Source organism: Proteus terrae subsp. cibarius (assembly GCF_011045835.1).
In the GTDB taxonomy this organism is placed as follows: Bacteria; Pseudomonadota; Gammaproteobacteria; order Enterobacterales; family Enterobacteriaceae; genus Proteus; species Proteus cibarius.
This window is the reverse complement of record NZ_CP047349.1, coordinates 2,751,161-2,775,088: the sequence shown is the minus strand read 5'-3', so window position 1 is coordinate 2,775,088 and position 23,928 is coordinate 2,751,161. Positions and strand designations below refer to the sequence as shown.

General features: G+C 40.2%; 21 protein-coding genes. 20 read left to right on the top strand and 1 reads right to left on the bottom strand.

From position 1 onward, the window contains the following. Nucleotides 1-328: 328 nt before the first annotated feature. The 19 genes from leuO to lpxC all read left to right on the top strand — a co-directional run bounded on the left by leuO (nt 329) and on the right by lpxC (nt 22,771). Nucleotides 329-1,273 (top strand): transcriptional regulator LeuO, encoded by a 945-nt coding sequence (gene leuO, locus GTH25_RS12920; protein ID WP_075670763.1) that lies wholly within the window; start codon nt 329-331, stop codon nt 1,271-1,273. Nucleotides 1,274-1,792: 519 nt separating this feature from the next. Continuing rightward, on the top strand, nt 1,793-3,598 hold the full coding sequence (locus GTH25_RS12915; protein WP_075670765.1) for an AMP-dependent synthetase/ligase: 1,806 nt from the start codon (nt 1,793-1,795) through the stop codon (nt 3,596-3,598). Nucleotides 3,599-3,820: 222 nt separating this feature from the next. After that, nucleotides 3,821-4,828, top strand: a complete 1,008-nt coding sequence (gene cra, locus GTH25_RS12910; RefSeq protein WP_075670767.1) for a catabolite repressor/activator — start codon at nt 3,821-3,823, stop codon at nt 4,826-4,828. A gap of 685 nt (nt 4,829-5,513) precedes the next feature. Further along, a complete protein-coding gene (gene mraZ, locus GTH25_RS12905) occupies nt 5,514-5,972 on the top strand; it encodes a division/cell wall cluster transcriptional repressor MraZ (RefSeq protein ID WP_075670769.1) in 459 nt (152 codons plus the stop codon). Between the two features lie 3 nt (nt 5,973-5,975). Then, nucleotides 5,976-6,923 carry a 16S rRNA (cytosine(1402)-N(4))-methyltransferase RsmH gene (gene rsmH / locus GTH25_RS12900; RefSeq protein WP_075670771.1) on the top strand — a complete coding sequence of 316 codons (948 nt, stop codon included), beginning with the start codon at nt 5,976-5,978 and terminating at the stop codon, nt 6,921-6,923. After that, the gene (gene ftsL, locus GTH25_RS12895; RefSeq protein WP_075670773.1) at nt 6,924-7,241 is read left to right on the top strand and encodes a cell division protein FtsL; all 318 of its coding nucleotides are present in this window, start codon (nt 6,924-6,926) and stop codon (nt 7,239-7,241) included. 11 nt (nt 7,242-7,252) lie between these two features. Continuing rightward, on the top strand, nt 7,253-9,049 hold the full coding sequence (ftsI, locus tag GTH25_RS12890) for a peptidoglycan glycosyltransferase FtsI (RefSeq protein WP_164530622.1): 1,797 nt from the start codon (nt 7,253-7,255) through the stop codon (nt 9,047-9,049). Continuing rightward, nucleotides 9,036-10,523 carry a UDP-N-acetylmuramoyl-L-alanyl-D-glutamate--2,6-diaminopimelate ligase gene (murE, locus tag GTH25_RS12885; RefSeq protein ID WP_164530621.1) on the top strand — a complete coding sequence of 496 codons (1,488 nt, stop codon included), beginning with the start codon at nt 9,036-9,038 and terminating at the stop codon, nt 10,521-10,523. The genes ftsI and murE overlap by 14 nt, the downstream gene beginning before the upstream one ends. Next, nucleotides 10,520-11,902, top strand: coding sequence for a UDP-N-acetylmuramoyl-tripeptide--D-alanyl-D-alanine ligase (gene murF / locus GTH25_RS12880; RefSeq protein ID WP_159363486.1), 1,383 nt, complete (start codon nt 10,520-10,522; stop codon nt 11,900-11,902). Before murE ends, murF begins: the two co-directional genes overlap by 4 nt. Then, nucleotides 11,896-12,978, top strand: a complete 1,083-nt coding sequence (mraY, locus tag GTH25_RS12875; protein ID WP_023581493.1) for a phospho-N-acetylmuramoyl-pentapeptide-transferase — start codon at nt 11,896-11,898, stop codon at nt 12,976-12,978. Before murF ends, mraY begins: the two co-directional genes overlap by 7 nt. A gap of 1 nt (nt 12,979) precedes the next feature. Continuing rightward, a complete protein-coding gene (gene murD, locus GTH25_RS12870) occupies nt 12,980-14,290 on the top strand; it encodes a UDP-N-acetylmuramoyl-L-alanine--D-glutamate ligase (RefSeq protein ID WP_075670781.1) in 1,311 nt (436 codons plus the stop codon). Next, complete coding sequence (gene ftsW, locus GTH25_RS12865) at nt 14,290-15,483, top strand: cell division protein FtsW (RefSeq protein ID WP_075670783.1); 1,194 nt, start codon at nt 14,290-14,292, stop codon at nt 15,481-15,483. Before murD ends, ftsW begins: the two co-directional genes overlap by 1 nt. Beyond that, a complete protein-coding gene (gene murG / locus GTH25_RS12860) occupies nt 15,480-16,562 on the top strand; it encodes an undecaprenyldiphospho-muramoylpentapeptide beta-N-acetylglucosaminyltransferase (protein WP_075670785.1) in 1,083 nt (360 codons plus the stop codon). The genes ftsW and murG overlap by 4 nt, the downstream gene beginning before the upstream one ends. Before the next feature lie 41 nt (nt 16,563-16,603). After that, on the top strand, nt 16,604-18,067 hold the full coding sequence (gene murC / locus GTH25_RS12855) for a UDP-N-acetylmuramate--L-alanine ligase (protein ID WP_075670787.1): 1,464 nt from the start codon (nt 16,604-16,606) through the stop codon (nt 18,065-18,067). 5 nt (nt 18,068-18,072) lie between these two features. Beyond that, nucleotides 18,073-18,429: a hypothetical protein gene (locus GTH25_RS12850; protein WP_075670789.1), complete on the top strand. Its 357-nt coding sequence runs from the start codon at nt 18,073-18,075 to the stop codon at nt 18,427-18,429. A gap of 1 nt (nt 18,430) precedes the next feature. Beyond that, on the top strand, nt 18,431-19,216 hold the full coding sequence (gene ftsQ, locus GTH25_RS12845) for a cell division protein FtsQ (protein ID WP_075670791.1): 786 nt from the start codon (nt 18,431-18,433) through the stop codon (nt 19,214-19,216). Nucleotides 19,217-19,261: 45 nt separating this feature from the next. Continuing rightward, entirely contained in the window at nt 19,262-20,518 is a 1,257-nt protein-coding gene (gene ftsA / locus GTH25_RS12840) for a cell division protein FtsA (RefSeq protein WP_006533748.1), read from the top strand. A 70-nt stretch (nt 20,519-20,588) separates the two neighbouring features. Beyond that, nucleotides 20,589-21,755, top strand: a complete 1,167-nt coding sequence (gene ftsZ / locus GTH25_RS12835; RefSeq protein ID WP_023581499.1) for a cell division protein FtsZ — start codon at nt 20,589-20,591, stop codon at nt 21,753-21,755. A gap of 98 nt (nt 21,756-21,853) precedes the next feature. Continuing rightward, nucleotides 21,854-22,771 (top strand): UDP-3-O-acyl-N-acetylglucosamine deacetylase, encoded by a 918-nt coding sequence (gene lpxC / locus GTH25_RS12830; RefSeq protein WP_036913397.1) that lies wholly within the window; start codon nt 21,854-21,856, stop codon nt 22,769-22,771. Between the two features lie 34 nt (nt 22,772-22,805). Here the strand turns inward: lpxC and GTH25_RS12825 are convergent, their stop codons facing one another. After that, nucleotides 22,806-23,321, bottom strand: coding sequence for a DUF721 domain-containing protein (locus tag GTH25_RS12825; protein ID WP_075670793.1), 516 nt, complete (start codon nt 23,319-23,321; stop codon nt 22,806-22,808). Nucleotides 23,322-23,366: 45 nt separating this feature from the next. Here GTH25_RS12825 and secM point away from each other — a divergent pair, with 45 nt between their 5' ends. Further along, a complete protein-coding gene (gene secM, locus GTH25_RS12820; protein WP_156733825.1) occupies nt 23,367-23,894 on the top strand; it encodes a secA translation cis-regulator SecM in 528 nt (175 codons plus the stop codon). The last annotated feature ends 34 nt before the right edge of the window (nt 23,895-23,928 follow it).

Sequence of the window (23,928 nt, the reverse complement as noted above, 5' to 3'; positions counted from 1 at the left end):
GATACCTATTTTAGGAATGAAAGTACATTATTTTATTATGATTTTTATCATACTTTGTTTTATTATTTGCAAGGCAGAAGGTAAAACAGGTTGTAATATATATTGATATAATCATTTTCTATACATGTAATTTTAATGTCAAATTTCATCACTTATATGAAATACGTTTTTTTATTGATATGAAACTTATGTGTTTAGTTATATTCATGGATGATGAATAATAAATTTTAATAAATAGTTTAAGTAATAGTTGAAGCCTATCTATTATTAATAATATCTCAGTTAATAATATTTATTTTGCTATTATGATAACATAGTGGAGTAAGAAATGACGGATTACACATCAGCAACAGTTACCAGCAGAGAATCAACAGATATGCATTTACGTAATGTTGATCTTAATTTATTAACGGTATTTGATGCTGTTATGCAAATGCAAAATGTCACCCGTGCTGCGCAAGTATTGGGCATGTCACAACCCGCAGTAAGTAATGCAGTATCTCGCCTTAAAATTATGTTTAATGACGAATTATTTGTTCGTTATGGACGAGGAATTCAGCCTACGTTAAGAGCTAAACAACTTTTTGGTCCTGTGAGACAAGCCTTACAGTTGGTTCATAATGAGCTTCCAGGGGCTGGATTTGAACCAGAACAAAGTGAGCGTATATTTAATTTATCTATTTGTAGCCCTCTAGATATAAAATTAGCACCAAAAATAGTTGAACAAATTAAAAATGAAACACCTAATATTAACGTTAATATCAAATCTTATTTAAATAGCAATATAGAACACCAATTAAAATATCAAGAAGTTGAATTTTTTATTAGCTATAAGGAATTTGAAAAGTCTGAATTTCATTCACAACCACTATTTAATGATGAAGTTGTTTTGGTCGTTTCTAATAAACATCCTCGTATTAAAGAGAGTGTAACTAAAGAGATGTTATTAAATGAGCAACATTCCATTGTTTCTTTAGATGATATTGGTTCATTTAGTACATCTTATTATAAAAATACTCAATTAGAAGATTTAATCACTTATCAAGGAACCGATTTAAATAGTGTATTAAATATTGTTTCTAGAACTTATTTGGTTGCCATTGCACCAAAATGGTTAGTTGAGAGTTATTCTGAACAATTAGATATTAAAGCCGTGTCGTTACCTTGGGATAAAACAGAGCGTCCATGTTACTTGATTTGGCATGAGTCAACAGCGCGTGATAAAGGCCACTTGTGGATGAAAAATTTATTAAGTGAAGTTTGTCAAAACTAGAGTGTTTTCGCTCATAATTAGTATTTATTACTAATTATGCAGAAATAGTGGCAGATAACGTTAGTTAATCAGCTAATGGCCAAGATGGTGTTTATGCAGTAGATAAACTAAATTGGATTGCTGTCACTATTTTTGCCCTTTCTTTGTAATAATGACTCTTATTCGTATTATTACTATGTTAAACCTATCTTTTTACAATAATATCCCTCTCTTTCTATTGTCATTGATTAAGTTATGACAATTACCCATTGTTATTTATCAGCTTTTCTTTTTAGCTTTCCATAAAAAATAAGATCATAAAATTTAATTACCTCACTGTGATGAGATAGCCTTTTCTGACAAAACTTTTCATAACTCACAATTTTACAAATTTATGTAAAATTGCATTCCTTTATTTTGGTGGATCACTTAGACTTTTATCCGACTCAGCGAACAAGTGTAAGCTGAAATTGTAAGAGAGAGATTTTCTCCGTTTCAGTTTCATAACACGGCCGCTTTTCCATAAATAGCAGGAAAATTATGATAACTAATAATAATCTTCATGATTATCATATAATTAGAAGATTGCAGATGCAGTTTTTGCACAGCGGGAATAAAATTGCTTATCGTCAGTGGGATGCTAAGCGCAATATCGAAATGTCATGGGAGTTGGTTGAAAAGAAAACACATGCGCTCTCAAATGCATTGTTAGAAATGGGTGTAAATGTCCAAGAAAACATTGGGATCTTTTCTCAAAATACCATTGATTGGTCTTTGGCTGATATTGCTTCTTTACAACTACGTGCAGTAACCGTTCCTCTTTATGCAACAAGTAGTGTTGAACAAGCCGCTTATATTTTAAATGATGCGAATATCCGCATTCTTTTTGTTGGCGACCAAAAGCAATACGATATTGTTTCTGAATTATTAGCGTTATGTCCTCAGCTTGAACATATTATTGTGTTTAACTCCGATGTTGTGTTAAACGAAAACACACCTTCATGCTATCTGGAAGATTTAATTAACCAGACACAATTTCAGCATGACGAAGTGTTAAAACAACGTATTAATGAATGCAGTCTAGATGACCTGTTTACTTTGATTTATACGTCAGGAACAACAGGTGAACCTAAAGGCGTTATGCTTGATTATACGAGTTTGGCATCACAGCTTTATCTTCATGATGAGCGTCTCTCATTATCTGATAAAGATGTTTCGCTCTGTTTTTTACCTCTTTCTCACGTTTTTGAACGCGCGTGGAGCTTCTATGTGATGCACACTGGCGCGGTTAATGTGTATTTAACAGACACTCACGCTGTGAGAGAGGCTATGAGTGCGGTTAAACCTACGGTGATGTGTGCTGTTCCTCGCTTTTATGAAAAAGTGTATAGCGCTATTCAAGAGAAAGTGTCTCAAGCATCTGTGTTTCGTCAATTTATCTTTAAATGGGCGATAAAGCAGGGCGAAAAACAGCGTGAAGCACAACTGAATCAGCGTCAGCAAGGGTTTATTTCTCGCTTATGTTATCGCTTTGCAGATAAAAAAGTATTAAATCCATTGCGTCAAATTCTAGGTGGGCGTGTTCGCTTTTTACCAGCGGCAGGGGCTCGTTTAGATGATGCAGTGATCCGTTTCTTCTTGGCTGCCGGTATTAATATTAAATACGGCTATGGTATGACAGAAACCTGTGCCACTGTTTCATGCTGGGAAGAGAATAAATATAAGTTAGGCTCTATTGGTACACCATTGCCGGGCGTTGAAGTGCGTATTGGTGCAGAAAATGAAATTCAAGTACGTGGCAGCATTGTCATGAAAGGGTATTTCAATAAGCCTGAAGATACGGCGGCAGCCTTTACAGAAGATGGTTGGTTACGTACAGGAGACGCTGGCGCACTTGATAGTGATGGCATGTTATTTATCACGGAACGTTTGAAAGATTTAATGAAAACGTCAAATGGTAAATATATTGCACCACAAATGATCGAAGGAACATTAGGGCAAGACCGTTTTATTGAGCATATTGCGGTGATTGCTGATACGCGTAAATTTGTTTCTGCACTTATTGTACCTTGTTTTGATGCATTAGAAGAACATGCGCGCGCATTAAATTTAAAATATAAAGATCGTATAGAATTATTACGCCATACCAAAATTAAAGAGTTATTTGATGAACGTTTACGTGAAATGCAAAAAAACTTTGCAAGTTTTCATCAAGTTAAGCGCTTTACTCTTCTTGCTGAAGGCTTTTCAATGGAATCGGGTGAGTTAACACCAACATTGAAACTTCGCCGTAAAATTATTTCTGAACGTTATCGAAACGAAATCGAATTAATGTATCAAGATTAATTTTTTTGATGAAAAAGCACCTAAATGGTGCTTTTTTCTTTTGAAATTACTTATTGATAGATAACGATGATTGAAATAATTGATAAAAGACATAAACGGAAACGTTGACGCATACGGTTTTATCAGTAAATTGTGTTAAAATGCAAAATCAGATCAGCATGATGACTGAAATTCATAGCAATATGTAATAAATAATACATTTAATAATTAAAAGAGGCTAATGTGAAACTGGATGAAATCGCCCGCTTGGCTGGTGTTTCACGAACAACAGCAAGTTATGTCATTAATGGTAAAGCGAAACAGTACCGTGTAAGTGACAAGACTGTTGAAAAAGTGATGGCGGTGGTCAGAGAGCATAATTACCACCCGAACGCTGTTGCCGCGGGATTACGTGCTGGTCGTACGCGTTCTATTGGTTTGGTTATTCCTGATTTGGAAAATACCAGTTATACCAGGATCGCAAATTACCTTGAACGACAAGCGCGTCAACGTGGTTATCAATTACTGATTGCCTGTTCAGAAGACCAACCAGACAACGAAATTCGTTGTGTTGAGCACTTATTGCAACGCCAAGTTGATGCCATTATTGTTTCAACAGCATTGCCACCAGAGCATCCTTTCTATCAACGTTGGGCAAATCGCTCATTACCGATTATTGCATTAGACCGAGCATTAGAAAGTGAGCATTTTATCAGTGTTGTTGGTGATGACTTAGAAGATGCCAAAATGTTGGCAACAGAACTAAAAGCATTTCCTTCGCAATCCGTACTCTATTTAGGCGCACTACCTGAACTCTCAGTGAGTTTTTTACGTGAACAAGGCTTCCGTAATGTATGGAAAGATGATCCTAGAGAAGTTACCTACCTATATGCAAATAGCTATGAACGAGAAGCTGCTGCGGCTGCTTTTTCTGAATGGTTAAATAATAATCCAATGCCTGATGCATTATTCACGACTTCTTTTGCTTTATTACAAGGGGTTATGGATGTGACATTACAACGTAGTGGCCGTTTACCTACACAATTGGTTATTGCGACTTTCGGTGATCATGAGTTATTGGATTTTCTTGAGTGTCCTGTTTTATCTGTCGCTCAACGACATCGTGATATTGCAGAGCGTGTGTTAGAACTTGTTCTTGCAAGTCTTGAAGAAGAACAAAAACCGCAAGCGGGTATTACACGTATTCGTCGTGATTTATGCCGTCGAGGCAGTTTGGGACGTGCACGTTAATTGATGTGACTCTGTTGGTAATTATCTGCATTTATACTCATCCCTGTTTTATTAAATTAAAACGGGGATGCTTTATTTTGATTTAAGAATGTCGAATAGCTTAGAGAATATTAAATTTGAGATTAATCTTAAGCCTTTTTTTACTATTTCTCTCATTTTACTAAGTTAATAGATTAAATTTTGATATACCCATAAGTGATATTGCTTAAATTTAATAAGTAATTAATTTTATTTTGGGAAACTTAAGAAAAAAATAAATAACTATCTTCATGATATTGAATTATTTTTTATCGTCTTACTATTTTTATTTATATAAAAGCAACCCCAAATTATTATGTTGGCTAAAGGTAAATGAGCTGCAATAAATTAGTTTTTTATAATAAAAAACATGATTTACTGATTATGATTTCTTTATCTATTTTTCCTCCTTGTAATCGTTATAAATAATTACCTTTCGTGATTAAAAATAGAATTGGAAAAATAATCTCTATTAATCATAGTGTTAATTGTCTCCCTCCCCTTTTTGTCGATAATTTAAACATTTCGGTGTGCCTATCAAATTACTGTAAATATAAATAAAGCTTCCTATATCTGGCTTGACAACGTTTTCATACCATCCGTAAACTCTATTTGTGGGGATTTGTGGGATAATGTGGTGTAAATTACAAAGCTGAGGGTAATGAGGATGTTTCGTGGAGCAACACTCGTTAATCTTGACAGCAAAGGGCGAATAACAGTTCCTTCCCGTTATCGAACAACGCTGAGTGAGATTTCAGAAGGTCAAATGGTTTGTACCATTGATCTCAATCAGCCATGTTTATTGCTTTACACCCTTCCTGAATGGGAAAAGATTGAGTTAAAATTAGCGGCTTTGTCCTCCATGAATCCTGCGGAACGTCGAGTTCAACGTTTGTTATTAGGCCACGCCAGCGAATGCCAAATGGATAGCGCAGGACGTCTTTTGTTAGCTAGCACGCTAAGACAGCATGCGGGGCTAACAAAAGAGGTCATGTTAGTCGGTCAATTCAATAAATTTGAATTGTGGGATGAACAGGTCTGGTACAAACAGATCGAAAAAGACATTGTAGCCGAGCAAACCTCACAGGAACCGTTATCGACACGACTATTGGATTTATCACTTTAAATAATGACAACAAATAATTTTAGTCATACCAGTGTATTACTGGATGAAGCAGTGAATGGCCTGAATATTAAACCTTCAGGTATCTATATCGACGGAACATTTGGTCGTGGAGGTCACTCTCGTCTAATTTTGTCGCAATTGGGTGAACAAGGTCGCTTAATCGCGATAGACAGAGATCCGCAAGCTATAGCAGTTGCTAATGAGATTGATGATGCTCGGTTTTCTATTGTTCATGGGCCTTTTTCAAATATTGAACAGTATGTTAATGAGCTCGATTTAGCTGGAAAAATTGACGGCGTATTACTGGATTTAGGTGTTTCTTCTCCTCAACTTGATGATCCTGAACGTGGTTTCTCATTTATGCGTGATGGGCCTCTTGATATGCGTATGGACCCAACATCAGGGCAATCAGCTGCACAATGGCTGATGACAGCAGAAGAAGACGATATTACATGGGTATTGAAAACATTTGGTGAAGAACGCTTTGCTAAACGTATTGCTCGCGCCATTGTTGCTCGCAACAAAACAGAAGAGCCTTTGACTCGCACCAAGCAATTGGCAGATTTAATTAGCGATGCAAGCCCAGTAAAAGAGCGACATAAGCACCCTGCAACACGCAGTTTTCAGGCAATTCGCATCTATATCAATAGCGAGTTAGATGAAATTGAAAAAGCACTAAAAGGTGCTGTTTCTGTTTTAGCGCCAGAAGGGCGTTTGTCGGTAATTAGTTTCCATTCTTTGGAAGACCGATTAGTGAAGCGTTTTATTCGAGATGAGAGTAAAGGGCCTGTTGTTCCTGCTGGTATTCCTCTCACTGAAGCGCAGATAAAAGAGTTAGGAAGTGCTCGCTTATCGAGTATTCACAAGATGAAACCGACTGGCGTGGAAGTTGAAGAAAATCCACGCGCACGAAGCTCTGTATTGCGTGTAGCACAACGTATTGGAGAATAAATGTCTACTGAACGACACTCACTACCGGGAGTTATAGGGCAGGATTTACTGCGTCATGGCAAACTACCTGTATTTTTACTGATTGCTGTGATTATTTCTGCGGTGTATGTCGTGACGACAGCACATAAGACACGTTTATTGACAGCAGAGAAGGAGCGTTTAGTGCTGGAAAAAAACGTATTGGAGATCGAATGGCGCAATCTTATTCTTGAAGAAAACGCTCTGGCAGACCATAGCCGAGTAGAGCGTTTTTCAAGTGATAGTTTGGGCATGATCCATGTCGACCCAACAAAAGAGAACATCGTGGTTACTAAATAATTAAGGCAAGTATGAAATTTTTACGTTCGGCAAAAGCGAAAGCAAAGACAAAGTCAAATGCCAAACTACGCAAGCCTGAAGAAAAAACAGGATTTGTGAGTTGGCGTTTTGCGTTGCTTTGCGGTGGTATTGGTATCGCTTTAGCTGCGTTATTAATCCGTGTTGCCTATTTACAGATTATTAATCCCGACCCCCTTATTCGTGAAGGGGATATGCGTTCTCTACGTGTGCAAAAAGTACCAACGGCCAGAGGCATGATCAGCGATAGAATGGGGCGACCTCTTGCTGTCAGTGTGCCTGTTTATGCTATTTGGGCTGATCCTAAAGTTGTATTAGATGCAAATCCTGATATGACGGACTCTCGTTGGTTAGCACTTGCTGATGCACTTAAAATGCCAGTGAATCAAATTGAGCAAAAAATTGTCACAACGCCTTCTGCTCGCTTTATCTATTTGGCTCGCCAAGTGAATCCTGAAATTAGTGATTACATCAGCAAACTAAAAATCACTGGGATTAATATGCGTCAAGAATCAAAACGCTATTATCCGTCAGGTGAAGTCACAGCTCACATCATCGGCGTAACAAATATTGATGGTGATGGCATTGAAGGTGTTGAAAAAAGCTTTAATCAGTGGCTAACAGGTGCTCCCGGTGAGCGTGTTGTTCGGAAAGATGGTTTTAATCGTGTTATTGAGAACATCGCTCAAACAGATAGCCAAGCTGCTCATAACCTGATGTTAAGTATTGATGAGCGTTTACAATCTGTGGTTTATCGCGAATTAACCAATGCGGTTATTAAAAATAAAGCTGAGTCAGGAACGGCGGTTTTAGTTGATGTAAATACCGGTGAAGTGTTGGCGATGGCAAACAGCCCATCTTACAACCCAAATAATTTAACGGGTACGCCAAAAGACGCGATGCGCAATCGTGCTATCACCGATATTTTTGAACCAGGTTCTACCGTAAAACCAATGGTTGTGATGAGTGCTCTTCACAATCATATTATTAAAGAAAATAGTGTTATTAATACTGTTCCTTATCGTATTAACGGACATCAAATCAAAGATGTAGGGCGATATAGTGAACTATCGATAACAGGAATATTACAGAAATCGAGTAACGTTGGTGTTTCACGACTGGCGTTAGCGATGCCTGCATCTGAACTTGTGGATGTATATTCACGATTTGGATTCGGGAAGCCAACTAACTTGGGGCTAGTTGGCGAAAGTAGTGGCATATTTCCAATAAAAAAACAACGGTGGTCCGATCTTGAAAGGGCCACCTTCTCATTCGGATATGGGCTAATGGTAACACCGTTACAGTTAGCGCGTGTCTACGCAACGATTGGTAGTTTTGGTATTTATCGCCCTCTCTCCATTACGAAAGTTGACCCCCCTGTACCGGGAACACGAGTCTTCCCAGAACCAGTGATGAGAACTGTCGTGCACATGATGGAAAGCGTTGCATTACCTGGTGGCGGTGGTGTGAGTGCGGCAATTAAAGGTTATCGTGTTGCGATTAAAACAGGGACAGCGAAAAAAGTAGGGCCTGACGGAAAATATATCAATCAATATATCTCTTATGCGGCGGGTGTTGCACCGGCAAGTCGTCCTCGCTTTGCGTTGGTTGTGATAATCAATGAACCTAAAGCAGGTAAGTACTATGGGGGCGCAGTATCCGCACCGGTGTTTGGCACAATCATGGGCGCAGTTTTACGTACGATGAACGTAGAACCTGATGCATTGACGCCAGACGATAAAAATGAATTTGTAATTAAAAAAGAAGAGGATACAAGTGGCCGATCCTAACTTAAGTGACCTATTAGGGGCACTCGGGATACAAGCACCGTCATTGATGCTCAAAGACATGACACTCGACAGCCGAAAAGCGGCGAGCGGTGATCTTTTTATCGCCATTAAAGGTCATGAAACTGATGGTAGACGCTATATTCCTCAAGCAATTGCTCAGGGTGTTTCTGCGGTATTAGCGGAAGCCCAAGATGTTGCAACGCATGGTGAAATCCGTGAAAATCACGGTATTCCAGTTATTTATATTGATAATCTTAATGCTGAGTTATCAAAATTAGCTGGGCACTTTTATCATCAACCCGCGGAAAAATTGAAACTAGTTGGTGTTACTGGGACTAACGGAAAAACGACAACAACACAATTGTTAGCACAGTGGGCACAAGGTTTGGGTGAAACAAGTGCTGTGATGGGAACAGTAGGTAACGGGCTTTTAGGTCATGTTGTTCCTGCGATGAACACCACCGGATCTGCGGTTGATATTCAATTAGAGTTACAGCAATTATTAAATCAAGGCGCGACATTAACGGCTATGGAAGTTTCTTCTCATGGTTTAGTTCAAGGCCGTGTCAGTGCATTGCCTTTTGTGGCGAGTGTATTTACGAATTTAAGCCGAGATCATCTTGATTATCATGGTGATATGGCAAATTACGAAGAAGCAAAATGGTTACTGTTTTCCACACATCAAAGTGGTGAGAAAATTATCAATGCGGATGATGCTGTTGGTCAAAAATGGTTGTCTCGTTTATCAGATGCCGTTGCAGTGACAATGGAAAATAAATTGCCACCAAATTGGCAAGGCCGTTTTGTTAAAACAACCCATATTCATTATCACGACGCAGGCGCAACCATTCATTTTAGTTCTAGTTGGGGGGATGGTGAAATTGAAAGCCCACTTATGGGGGCTTTTAATGTCAGTAACCTCTTGTGTGCTTTGGCGACATTATTGGCATTAGGATACCCATTAAATGCTGTGATTAATGCTTCATCTGCACTTACTCCTGTTTGTGGTCGCATGGAAGTGTTTAGCGCGGATAATCGTCCTACAGTTATTGTCGATTATGCTCATACTCCAGATGCTTTAGAGAAGGCACTTCAAGCTGCTCGTTTACACTGCACAGGTAAACTGTGGTGTGTATTTGGTTGTGGCGGAGATAGAGATAAAGGTAAGCGCCCACTAATGGGGGCGGTCGCAGAAGAGCTGGCTGATAAAGTTGTCATCACTGATGACAACCCGCGTAGCGAAGAGCCTCAAGCAATTATCCAAGATATTCTTTCAGGTTTAATGGACCCGGGTCGTGCGATTGCTATTGAAGGTCGAGCTGAAGCAGTCACTAACGTGATTATGCAAGCAGATGCCAATGATATGATTTTAGTCGCTGGTAAAGGGCATGAAGATTATCAGTTGGTTGGCTCACGTCGCCTTGATTATTCAGATAGATTAACCGTTGCTCGATTATTGGGGGTGATGGCATGATCCCTCTATCTTTAGAAAATATTGCACAAGTTACCAAAGGCACATTGAGCCATATCGCTCAAGACTCAGCGGATCAACTTATCATCAAATCGATTTCAACGGATAGCCGTAAAATTGATGAAGATTGCCTGTTTATTGCATTAGCGGGTGAGCGTTTTGATGCTCATGATTTTATTGCTGATGTGAAAGAAAAGGGCGCTGTAGCAGTCCTAGTTAATCGTGAGATTGATGTTGATTGCCCACAAATCATTGTGAAAGATACTCATCTCGCAATGGGGAAAATAGCAGCACATATTCGCTCGCTAAGTCATGCTAAGATTGTTGCGCTGACAGGCTCTTCCGGAAAAACTTCCGTTAAAGAGATGACCGCTTCTATTTTGCGTCACTGTGGCGAAACCTTATATACGCATGGCAATTTAAATAACGATATTGGCGTACCTTTAACGCTTTTTCGTTTAACGCCTGAACACCGTTTTGCAGTTATCGAATTAGGTGCAAACCATATCGGTGAAATCGCCTACACAGTAAATATGGTAAAACCGGATGCTGCATTGGTAAACAACCTCTTTTCTGCACATATTGAAGGTTTCGGCTCACTGGAAGGTATTGCTCAAGCTAAAGGCGAAATCTTTTCTCACTTAAAAGAGCAAGGTACAGCCATTATTAATCTTGATAGTAATGACTTACCTCTGTGGCAACATCATTTAAATGCGCGCCAAACACAATGGTCGTTCTCTTTATCCGCACAAAGCAACGCAGATTTTTATCCGACGGATATCGTTGTTAAGCAATTCATCACCAATTTCACCTTACACACACCAGAAGGTTGTGTTGATGTCACTCTTCCATTGCCGGGGCGCCATAATATTGCGAATGCGTTAGCTGCAAGTGCACTTGCGTTATCTGCTGGGGCAACCCTTGAAGATATTCGCCTTGGTTTATCAACATTAAAAGCGGTACCGGGAAGATTGTATCCTGTAGAGTTAACTTCAGGAAAAATGGTGTTAGATGACACTTACAATGCGAACGATGGCTCGATGATTGCGGGCTTACAAGTGCTCTCTCAATTACCGGGATATAAAATTTTTGTCGCTGGGGATATGGCTGAATTAGGTAAAGATTCAGAAAAATGCCACCGCGATGTTGGTCGTTTTGCTCACAGTGCTGGTATTGATAGTGTCTTTACTGTTGGGCATCACAGTCATTTTATTAGTGATGAAAATCAAGGTGGTCAGCATTTTGCATTTAAAGCCGACTTACTTGCTCAATTAATTCCATTATTACAGCAACATGATGTTGTTTCAGTTTTAGTAAAAGGTTCACGAAGCTCCGCGATGGAAGATATTGTGAACGCATTAAAGGAGTGCTTTGAATGTTAGTTTGGCTAGCCGAATATTTGGTTAAATACCATACATTTTTTAATGTATTTTCTTATCTGACATTCAGGGCGATTGTTGGTTTATTGACGGCATTAATTATTGCTTTGTGGATGGGGCCTCATCTCATCGCATGGTTACAAAAAATGCAAATTGGACAAGTGGTTCGTAGTGAAGGACCTGAGTCGCACTTTAGTAAACGTGGTACACCAACAATGGGCGGGATTATGATCCTGTTCTCTATCTCCATCTCTACACTGTTATGGGCAAGATTAGATAACCCTTACGTTTGGTGTGTATTGCTGGTTTTAATTGGCTACGGCGTAATTGGGTTTGTTGATGATTATCGCAAAGTTGTTCGTAAAGATACCAAAGGCTTAATCGCACGTTGGAAATATTTCTGGCAATCCGTATTAGCACTTGTTGTGGCATTTAGTATGTATGCCATTGGCAAAGATACGCCAGCAACACAGTTAGTCGTTCCATTCTTTAAAGATGTCATGCCTCAATTAGGCATGCTTTATATTTTACTTGCTTATTTCGTCATTGTGGGAACAAGTAACGCCGTTAACTTAACGGATGGTTTAGATGGTTTAGCCATTATGCCAACTGTTTTTGTTGCCGCTGGTTTTGCATTAGTCGCATGGGCGACAGGTAACGTTAATTTTGCAAGCTACTTAAAAATTCCTTACTTGATGCATGCGGGTGAATTAGTGATTGTCTGTACCGCTATCGTTGGTGCGGGCCTAGGGTTCCTTTGGTTTAATACTTACCCAGCTCAAGTATTTATGGGTGATGTAGGTTCCCTTGCATTAGGTGGTGCATTAGGAACGATTGCGGTGTTATTACGCCAAGAATTTTTATTAGTCATTATGGGTGGTGTGTTTGTAGTTGAAACACTCTCCGTTATTTTACAAGTCGGCTCATTTAAGTTGCGTGGTCAACGTATTTTCCGTATGGCTCCAATTCATCACCATTATGAATTAAAAGGCTGGCCTGAACCTCGTGTTATTGTCCGTTTCTGGATCATCTCACTGATGTTAGTGCTTATTGGTCTGGCGACATTAAAGGTACGTTAATATGGCAAATTATCAGGGAAAAAAAGTGGTTGTTGTTGGGCTTGGAATAACAGGCCTTTCCTGCGTTGACTTTTTTATCCGCCAAGGTGTTACACCTAAGGTTATTGATACACGCCAAAAACCAGGAGGCTTAGATAAGCTTCCTGCTGACGTCGAATATCATACAGGTAGTTTTCATCAAGCATGGCTTAATGATGCTGATTTAATTATCTCTAGTCCGGGTATTGCACTTTCAACACCTGAGCTTGTTGAAGCAGCAAATCATGGTGTTGAAATTGTCGGTGATATCGAACTATTTTGCCGTGAAGCCAAAGCACCTATTGTTGCGATTACTGGCTCTAACGGTAAAAGCACTGTGACAACGCTAGTGGGTGAAATGGCAAGTGCGGATGGTATTCGCGTTGGGGTTGGTGGCAACATTGGTGTTCCAGCTCTGACTTTATTAACCGAGCCTTATGATTTATATGTATTAGAGCTATCAAGCTTCCAATTGGAAACGACTTATAGCTTACAAGCCGCGGCTGCAACGGTATTAAATATTAGCGAAGATCATATGAATCGCTATCCGTTGGGATTAGAGCAATACCGTGAAGCAAAACTGCGTATCTACGATAACGCTAAAACCTGCGTTTATAACGAAGATGATACATTAACGTTACCTTTAGCAGGTAAGGATAATCGTTGTGTTAGTTTTGGTGTTGGACAAGGTGATTATCAGCTTGATAACACAAATCGTATTTTAAAAGTGAAAGGTGAGAAAGTCCTTTCAATGGCTGAAATGTATCTGTCAGGACAACATAACTATACGAATGCATTAGCGGCATTAGCACTTGCTGACGCAGTGGGTATTTCTCGTAAAGCAGCAACTGAGGTACTGAAAACGTATCACGGTCTTGCTCATCGTTTTCAATTAGTTTATTCACATCAAAATGTACGTTGGATAAATGACTCGAAAGCGACCAATGTGGGAAGCACAGAAGCGGCATTACGAGGGCTTGAAGTTGAAGGTACATTACACCTTTTATTAGGTGGTGATGGGAAATCGGCTGACTTCTCTTCTTTATTGCCTTATATCAGCGGTGACAATATTCGTCTGTACTGTTTTGGACAAGATGGACAAGCATTGGCAAATCTACGACCCGATGTCTCTTTATTAACAGTGACAATGGAAGAAGCCATACGAGCCTTAGCACCGACTGTAAAGTCAGGAGATATGGTGTTGCTCTCTCCAGCATGTGCAAGCTTAGATCAGTTTAAATGTTTTGAGCAGCGTGGTGATGAATTTGCACGTTTAGCAAGGGAGCTTGGCTGATGAGCATATTCGCAATGCGAAGATTAAAACAGTGGCTAGTGGGCAGTTATCAAACTGAGAATACGGCATTTGTGCCGTATGATCGCACTTTGCTCTGGTTTACTTTCGGATTAGCGGTTGTCGGCTTTGTTATGGTGACATCGGCTTCAATGCCGGTAGGTCAACGTCTTGCAGAAGATCCTTTCTTATTTGCGAAACGTGATGGTATCTATATCGTTGTCGCATTTTGTATTGCGTTAGTCACCATGCGCATCCCAATGGCAATTTGGCAACGTTATAGCAGCTTAATGTTGTTTGGCTCGATACTCCTTTTATTGGTGGTATTAGGTGTCGGAAGTTCGGTTAATGGTGCTTCACGCTGGATTGCTGTGGGGCCATTAAATTTCCAGCCTGCTGAATTATCAAAACTTGCACTCTTTTGTTATCTATCGAGTTATTTAGTTCGAAAAGTTGAAGAAGTAAGAAACAACTTTTGGGGTTTCTGTAAGCCGATGGGTGTGATGTTAATACTGGCTATTTTATTGTTATTACAGCCAGACTTAGGAACGGTTGTAGTTTTATTCGTAACAACATTAGCGTTGTTATTTTTAGCGGGTGCTAAAATTTGGCAATTCTTAGCTATTATCGGCTCAGGAATTGCGGCTGTTGTTATGTTGATTATCGTTGAACCTTACCGTGTTCGACGTATTACTTCTTTCTTAGAGCCTTGGGAAGATCCATTTGGTAGTGGTTATCAACTTACACAATCTCTAATGGCTTTTGGCCGTGGAGATTTACTGGGACAAGGTTTAGGAAACTCAGTACAAAAATTAGAATATTTACCTGAAGCGCATACCGACTTTATTTTCTCTATTCTTGCTGAAGAACTTGGTTATATCGGTGTGGTTTTGGTGCTTTTAATGGTATTCTTCATCGCTTTTCGTGCGATGCAAATTGGGCGACGTGCGCTGATCCTCGATCAACGTTTCTCAGGTTTTTTAGCTTGCTCTATCGGGATATGGTTTACATTCCAATCATTGGTCAATGTAGGCGCAGCAGCAGGCATGTTGCCAACAAAGGGATTAACCCTTCCTCTTATTAGTTACGGTGGTTCGAGCTTGATTATTATGTCTACTGCCATCGTGATGTTATTACGAATTGATTATGAAACACGTCTAGCACAAGCTCAGGCGTTTGTAAGGAGCCCGAAATGAGCGAGCGTAGACGCCGTTTAATGGTTATGGCTGGTGGTACTGGGGGGCATGTATTCCCAGGACTGGCTGTTGCTCATTATCTACAATCCCAAGGTTGGGAAATTCGATGGTTAGGAACGGCGGACAGAATGGAAGCCGATTTAGTACCTAAACACGGTATCGAAATTGAATTTATTCGTATCTCAGGCTTACGTGGCAAAGGGATTAAAGCGTTAATCGCAGCTCCTATTCGTATTATTAAAGCGATTTTCCAAGCTCGTGCCATTATGAAGCGTTATCAGCCAGATGCTGTACTTGGTATGGGGGGCTATGTTTCAGGTCCAGGCGGTGTTGCTGCTTGGATGTGTGGGATACCTGTTATTTTGCATGAGCAAAATGGTATCGCTGGATTAACCAATCGTTGGTTATCTAAAATTGCGAAGCGTGTATTGCAGGCTTTTCCGGGGGCATTTCCTAAAGCACCTGTTGTTGGAAATCCTGTTCGTGAAGATGTATTGGCACTTGAAGCACCTTCAGTACGATTAAAAGAGAGAACAGGGCCTGTTCGTGTACTGATTATTGGTGGTAGCCAAGGCGCTAGAATTTTAAATCACACCTTACCTGTAGTTGCAGGTTTGCTAGGTGAACATGTTACAATCTGGCATCAAGCAGGAAAAGGTGGCGAAAGTGATACAAAAACACGCTATCAGAACGAATTAGCAAAAAATTCAGTTAAATCTGAATATAAAGTTACTGAATTTATTGATGATATAGCGCAAGCTTACCAATGGGCTGATGTTGTGGTGTGTCGTTCAGGTGCATTAACGGTCAGCGAAATTGCCGCAGCGGGATTACCCGCTATTTTTGTTCCTTTCCAGCACAAAGATAGACAGCAATATTGGAATGCACTACCGCTAGAAAAAGCGGGTGCCGCGCGAATTATCGAGCAAAATGATTTAACTCCAGAAGTCATTGCACAAACCCTGAAAAATTGGGATAGAGATACTTTGTTAGCGATGGCAGAGAAAGCAAAAAGTGTTGCGATTACGGATGCCACAGAGCGCGTAGCAAATGTGATAATCGAAGTGGCAAAAAAATAAATGTAATTTGTAACCATTAACTTAGAGTGAAGAAGTAAATAGTGAATACACAACAACTGGCAAAACTAAGATCGTTTGTGCCCGAAATGAGAAAAGTTAAGCATATTCACTTTATCGGCATCGGTGGTGCGGGTATGGGTGGAATTGCTGAAGTGCTGGCTAACGAAGGTTATGAAATCAGTGGTTCTGATTTAGCACCAAATGTAGTCACACAACAGCTCGTTGCCTTAGGCGCAACAATCTATTTTAATCATCGCCCTGAAAATATTCGTGGCGCAAGTGTTGTTGTGGTATCGACAGCTATCAGTGCTGAAAACCCTGAGATTATTGCAGCAAGAGAAGCGCGTATTCCTGTTATTCGTCGTGCTGAAATGCTAGCTGAATTGATGCGTTATCGTCATGGTGTTGCGATTGCCGGAACACATGGTAAAACCACGACAACAGCGATGATTTCAAATATTTATGCGCAAGCGGGTTTGGATCCTACGTTTGTTAATGGTGGGCTTGTTAAATCAGCTGGTACGCATGCTCGTTTAGGTTGCAGTCGTTATTTAATTGCTGAAGCTGATGAAAGTGATGCATCGTTTTTACATTTACAACCAATGGTTGCTGTCGTTACGAATATAGAAGCAGACCATATGGACACATATCACGGTAATTTTGACAACCTAAAAGAGACATTTATTACCTTTTTGCACAATTTACCATTCTATGGTCGCGCTGTGATGTGTCTGGATGACGATGTGATCCGTTCGATTATTCCTAAAGTGGGTCGTTACATTACAACTTATGGCTTTAGTGAAGATGCGGATGTTCGTATTACGCATTATGAACAAAAAGGTGCTCAGGGCTTTTTCACAATTTCTCGTGAAGGTATGCCAGATTTACAAGTTGTTTTAAACGCACCTGGTCGCCATAACGCATTGAATGCGACGGCAGCAGTTGCTGTAGCCACAGAAGAAGGCATTGCTGACGAACATATTTTAGCTGCATTACTTAACTTCCAAGGTACTGGACGTCGTTTCGACTTTTTAGGTAACTATGGTCTTGAGCATGTTAATGGCCAAGAAGGTGAAGTCATGCTAGTGGATGATTATGGTCATCATCCAACAGAAGTTGATGCAACGATTAAAGCAGCGAGAGCAGGATGGCCAGACAAACGTCTAGTGATGATTTTCCAACCTCATCGCTATACACGTACTCGTGATTTATATGAAGACTTTGCCACTGTTCTCAATCAAGTTGATATTTTATTATTAACAGATGTTTATTCTGCTGGGGAAGCGCCTATTGCTGGTGCCGACAGTCGCTCACTTTGTCGAACAATTCGCCAACGTGGGAAGCTAGATCCTATCTGGGTTTCTGATGTGGATAAAATTTCATCAATATTAGCGGGTGTATTAACAGATAATGATCTTGTTTTAGTTCAAGGTGCTGGAAATATTGGTAAAATAGCGCGTCGCTTAGCAGATACGAAATTACAGCCATCATTCAGCGAGGATTAAGACGGATGTTTGAGCAAGTGAACATCATTTATGGTGAAATAGTTAATAAACTAACTGTAATGATGAGGTGTTATGAAGAAAATAACACTGAATTGGCGAAAAAAATGATCGAGAATTCGCTTGCTCAAATCTGTGTTGAGAAAAAATTTCAGTTAAAAAGTAAGAAAAACGCAGAAAAATTCGCTATTTCTTCTTTTAAAGTAAATAATTCTCAACAGATTGAACAATTTAGTGATTTAATTATCAAATCTAATAGTGTTCATAAAGTATATATATGTAGGAAAAGTATTAATCGCTGGAATATCGGACAAAAGGATGGGCGATTCTCTTGTTTAAACGTTGCTCAGGAGTTAGTGGGTTAATATGTCACAAGCAGCGCTAAATATAAAAGAGCATAAAGAGAAGCAACATTCTGACAGACCGAGTAATGGTACTTATTTATCAGGATTAATCTTTTTCTTATGTGTGATTGCCACCATCGTTTGGGGTGGAATACAAGTGGTTAACTGGATGAAAGACGCAAATCGTCTGCCAATCTCAAAACTTGTATTAACAGGCGAGCGACATTACACAACGAATGATGATGTGCGTCAGGCCATTTTGTCTTTAGGAAAGCCGGGCACATTTATGACACAGGATGTGAATATTATTCAGCAACAAATTGAACGCATGCCATGGATTAGGCAAGTCACTGTTCGTAAACAGTGGCCTGATGAACTTAAAATTCATCTGGTAGAGTATGTTCCCTTTACCCGTTGGAATGATACTTACTTTCTTGATAAAGAAGGGCGTGTTTTCAGTCTGCCAACGCAGTTGGAAACCAAAGGAAGTTATCCTTTGCTATATGGCCCACAAGGAAGCGAAAAAATGGTGTTGTCAGGTTATGTCGCAATGAGAGATCAGCTTCTTGCAAGTAACCTGAATTTAAAAGCAGCGTCAATGTCTGCCCGTCAAGGATGGCAATTAGTTTTAGACAATGATGTCCGATTGGAGTTAGGTCGTAAGGATAACGAAAAACGGATCGCTCGCTTTATTGAGTTGTATCCGATACTGCAACAACAAACGGATAAACGAGTTGATTACGTGGATCTGCGTTATGACAGTGGTGGTGCAGTCGGATGGGCTCCTTTATTACTTGAGAATGAATAAACAAGACGTGGCAGATGACACGATGAAGGCGAAGGCAGAACAATAATGATCAAAGCGACGGACAGAAAATTAGTAGTTGGTCTTGAGATTGGTACGGCCAAAGTAGCTACCCTTGTCGGTGAGATCTTGCCTGATGGTGTAGTGAATATTATCGGGGTGGGAAGTTGTCCATCTCGGGGCATGGATAAAGGTGGCGTCAACGATCTCGAATCCGTCGTAAAATGCGTGCAACGGGCGGTAGATCAGGCTGAATTAATGGCTGACTGTCAAATATCTTCAGTATATTTGGCGTTATCAGGCAAGCATATCAGTTGCCAAAATGAGATTGGTATGGTGCCAATTTCAGAAGAAGAAGTAACTCAAGATGATGTTGATAGCGTGGTACATACCGCGAAATCCGTCAAAGTAAAAGATGAACACCGTGTTCTACACGTTATACCGCAAGAGTATGCCATTGATTATCAAGAAGGGATCAAAAACCCAGTTGGATTATCGGGCGTGCGTATGCAGGCTAAAGTTCATTTAATTACCTGCCATAACGATATGGCAAAGAATATTGTAAAAGCAGTTGAACGCTGTGGGTTAAAAGTGGATCAACTGATTTTTGCGGGACTCGCTTCAAGTTTCGCTGTATTAACAGAAGATGAACGTGAATTAGGTGTGTGTGTTGTTGATATTGGTGGCGGTACAATGGATATCGCTATTTATACCGGTGGAGCATTAAGACATACTCGCGTTATTCCTTATGCAGGCAATGTTGTAACCAGCGATATCGCTTACGCTTTTGGCACACCGCCAAATGATGCAGAAGCTATCAAAGTTCGCCATGGTTGTGCATTAGGTTCTTTAGTTGGTAAAGATGAAAATGTTGAGGTTCCAAGTGTCGGAGGCAGACCACCAAGAAGTCTGCAACGACAAACTCTTGCTGAGGTGATTGAGCCTCGTTATACCGAATTGCTCAATCTTGTTAATGAAGAGATTTTAAAAGTTCAAGAACAGTTACGTCAGCAAGGGATTAAGCATCATTTAGCCGCAGGTATCGTGCTAACAGGTGGTGCTGCACAGATTGATGGACTTGTTGAATGTGCTCAACGTGTTTTCCACACGCAAGTACGGATCGGTAAACCGTTAAATATTACCGGGCTAACAGATTATGCGCAGGATCCCTACTACTCAACAGCGGTTGGGCTCTTGCATTACGGTAAAGAATCTCACTTTGGTGAGGAAACTGAAACCGAGAAACGCTCTGCTGTCAGTGGTTTATTTAAGAAACTCACTGGTTGGCTAAAAAGAGAGTTTTAATAATCAGACAAATTTAAAAAGAGGTCGTTTGAGCAAGCGGCCCTGAGAAGGCACAAAACGGAGAGAAATTATGTTTGAACCTATGGAATTAACCAACGATGCGGTGATCAAAGTCATCGGCGTTGGTGGCGGCGGCGGTAATGCGGTTGAGCACATGGTTCGTGAACGTATTGAAGGCGTAGATTTCTTTGCAGTCAATACGGATGCTCAAGCGCTACGTAAAACAGCGGTCGGACAGACTATCCAAATTGGTAATGCCATTACGAAAGGCTTAGGTGCAGGTGCAAATCCTGAAGTGGGCCGTAATGCTGCTGAGGAAGATCGCGAAGGGTTACGTGCAGCACTTGAAGGTGCCGATATGGTCTTTATCGCAGCTGGTATGGGCGGTGGTACTGGTACTGGTGCTGCGCCTGTTGTTGCAGAAGTGGCTAAAGAATTAGGCATTTTGACCGTTGCTGTAGTAACTAAGCCTTTTAATTTTGAAGGCAAAAAACGTATGGCATTTGCGGAACAAGGTATTACTGAGTTGTCAAAACATGTTGACTCATTAATCACTATTCCAAATGACAAATTATTAAAAGTACTTGGTCGTGGTATTTCATTATTAGATGCGTTTGGTGCGGCTAATGATGTATTAAAAGGTGCAGTTCAAGGTATCGCTGAGCTAATTACCCGTCCAGGTTTAATGAACGTTGACTTTGCTGACGTAAGAACTGTGATGTCTGAAATGGGTTATGCCATGATGGGATCTGGTGCTGCGAAAGGCGAAGATCGTGCTGAAGAAGCAGCAGAAATGGCGATTTCAAGTCCATTATTGGAAGACATCGACTTATCTGGCGCTCGTGGTGTGTTAGTCAACATCACAGCTGGTTTTGACTTACGTCTTGATGAATTTGAAACAGTGGGTAATACCATTCGTGCATTTGCATCAGATAATGCGACTGTGGTTATCGGTACATCCCTTGACCCAGAAATGAATGATGAATTGCGTGTGACTGTGGTTGCAACAGGTATTGGTATGGACAAACGTCCAGAGATTACGTTGGTAACTAATAAACAGAATCAGCAAAGCGCAATGGAGAATCGTTACCAGCAAATGCAAAATAGCATGTCTTCTTTCTCTGCCGTAGAAGAAAGCAAGCCAGCAGCAAAAGCCGTTAACGAACAATCTACTCAGGCAAACAAAGAACCGGATTATTTAGATATCCCTGCGTTCCTGAGAAAACAGGCTGATTAATCGCCAAAAAGATTGGCATCTCCGCTTTTTGTGCTAAACTGTCCTGCCAATTATAAGTATAATGATTGGTAGGACGGATAACATTGCGAGATAAAATGATGATCAAACAACGGACATTGAAACGAATTGTACAAGCAACTGGTGTGGGACTTCACACGGGTAAAAAAGTTACGCTTACAATGCGTCCGGCGCCAGCAAATACTGGGGTCATCTACCGTCGTACTGACTTAAATCCACCGGTGGATTTTCCAGCAGACGCAAAATCAGTTCGTGACACTATGTTATGTACTTGCTTAGTTAACGAAGACGATGTGCGTATATCAACCGTTGAGCATTTAAACGCAGCACTGGCTGGTTTAGGCATTGATAATATCGTAATTGAAGTGAATGCACCTGAAATTCCAATTATGGATGGAAGTGCGGCACCTTTTGTTTTCTTGTTACTTGATGCAGGCATTGAAGAACTTCGTACTGCGAAGAAATTCATTCGCATTAAAGAAACAGTACGTGTAGAAGATGGCGATAAATGGGCAGAAATGCGTCCATACAACGGGTTTAAATTAGATTTTACTATCGATTTTAATCACCCTGCCATCGATGCAAGTACACAGCGTTATAAATTAGATTTCTCCGCTGAGTCTTTTATGAGCCAAATCAGTCGTGCTCGTACTTTTGGATTTATGCGTGATATCGAATACCTACAATCTAAAGGATTGTGTTTAGGCGGAAGCTTCGATTGTGCAATCGTAGTTGATGACTATCGTGTTCTCAACGACGATGGCCTACGTTTTGAAGATGAATTCGTTCGTCACAAAATGTTGGATGCAATCGGTGATTTATTTATGTGTGGCTATAACATTATCGGTGAATTCACCGCGTTTAAATCAGGTCACGCACTGAACAATAAATTGCTCCAAGCTGTATTAGCAAAAGAATCTGCGTGGGAATTCGTCACATTTGAAGACGAAGCGCAAATGCCAGTGGCATTCAAAGCTCCCTCAATGGTCTTTGCTTAATTCCTGCGAAGGAAAGCGCGTTAATTATCTCTAATTAACGTTCATCTTTGGCTGTACTTGTACTCTCTCCGGCAAGTGCAGCCAACCGTTCTAATCTTTCTCTTAATTTCTTCGGGCTTTTCTCTGCCAAATACTTCAATGATTGTGCGCTTTCTAAACTTAAGTGACGTCTCTTTATAGGCTCTTGCTCTTTTAATGATGATATTAAAGATCTTTTTTCCTGTTTTATTCCTAAAGACGGATTTATTTTGATGTCTATTGAGGATAAGGATGGTAAAATTTCTTGTCTCAATGCAGAAAGTAATGATGGGGTTTCATAACGTAAACGAGTTAACCAACTTGCGTTTGCAACTTCAATAATTAAAATAGCACTGCGATAATTTGCGACACGGCACTTATCTCGTAAAGGAACAGGTAAAAGAGCCATGACGGCGCGATTTAATTTTAGTAAAATCGTTGCACGCTGTTGTATAAGTTGTAATGTACTCTTATTGGAGCCTTCAAGTTCAATGAAGATTTTTTCCAATGATTGTGGGTAACTATCCCGCATAGATTTTGACTCCACAAAATAAAGATTAATGAGCAACGAAGGTTAATGAGCATTATAAGTTTTTGGCGACAGTTTGGCAGGCGATATTTTTGGTCGCATTTGCTTTTAGGGATGGTAGCAGCAGGTATTGGAATACCTTCGCTGTTGTCTGCTCATGCCGAAAATCCACAGCAAACTGATACCCCTTTATCTCAAAACCGTCAAAGTCAGGCACTTATTGCGTTTGATAACTTATTCTTACGTCAAAGTGTACAGAATCCTGCTTCATCCTTCACCTTTAATTACTGGCAACAACACGCAGTAAAAAATGTGATTAAGCAGCTCTCTTTTGCATTCACCATTAATTCGCCTGAATTGATGGTTAAAGCCAAAGATGAGCCGTTACCTGTTTCCAATGTTGCAGAGGTTATGCTTGATACTCTGTATGCCTTATTAACAGAAACTCCATCATCAGCAGTAAGCAACCTTCCTCTTTCTGGCTATGTTTTAGTACAGAATACAAATTCCTATCATACCGGATTATGGCTTGCACAAATCCGCGGTATTCGCGCAGGGCCTTATCTAACAGCTTAATGAGTCACTTAATCTAATAAGATTATGATTATCT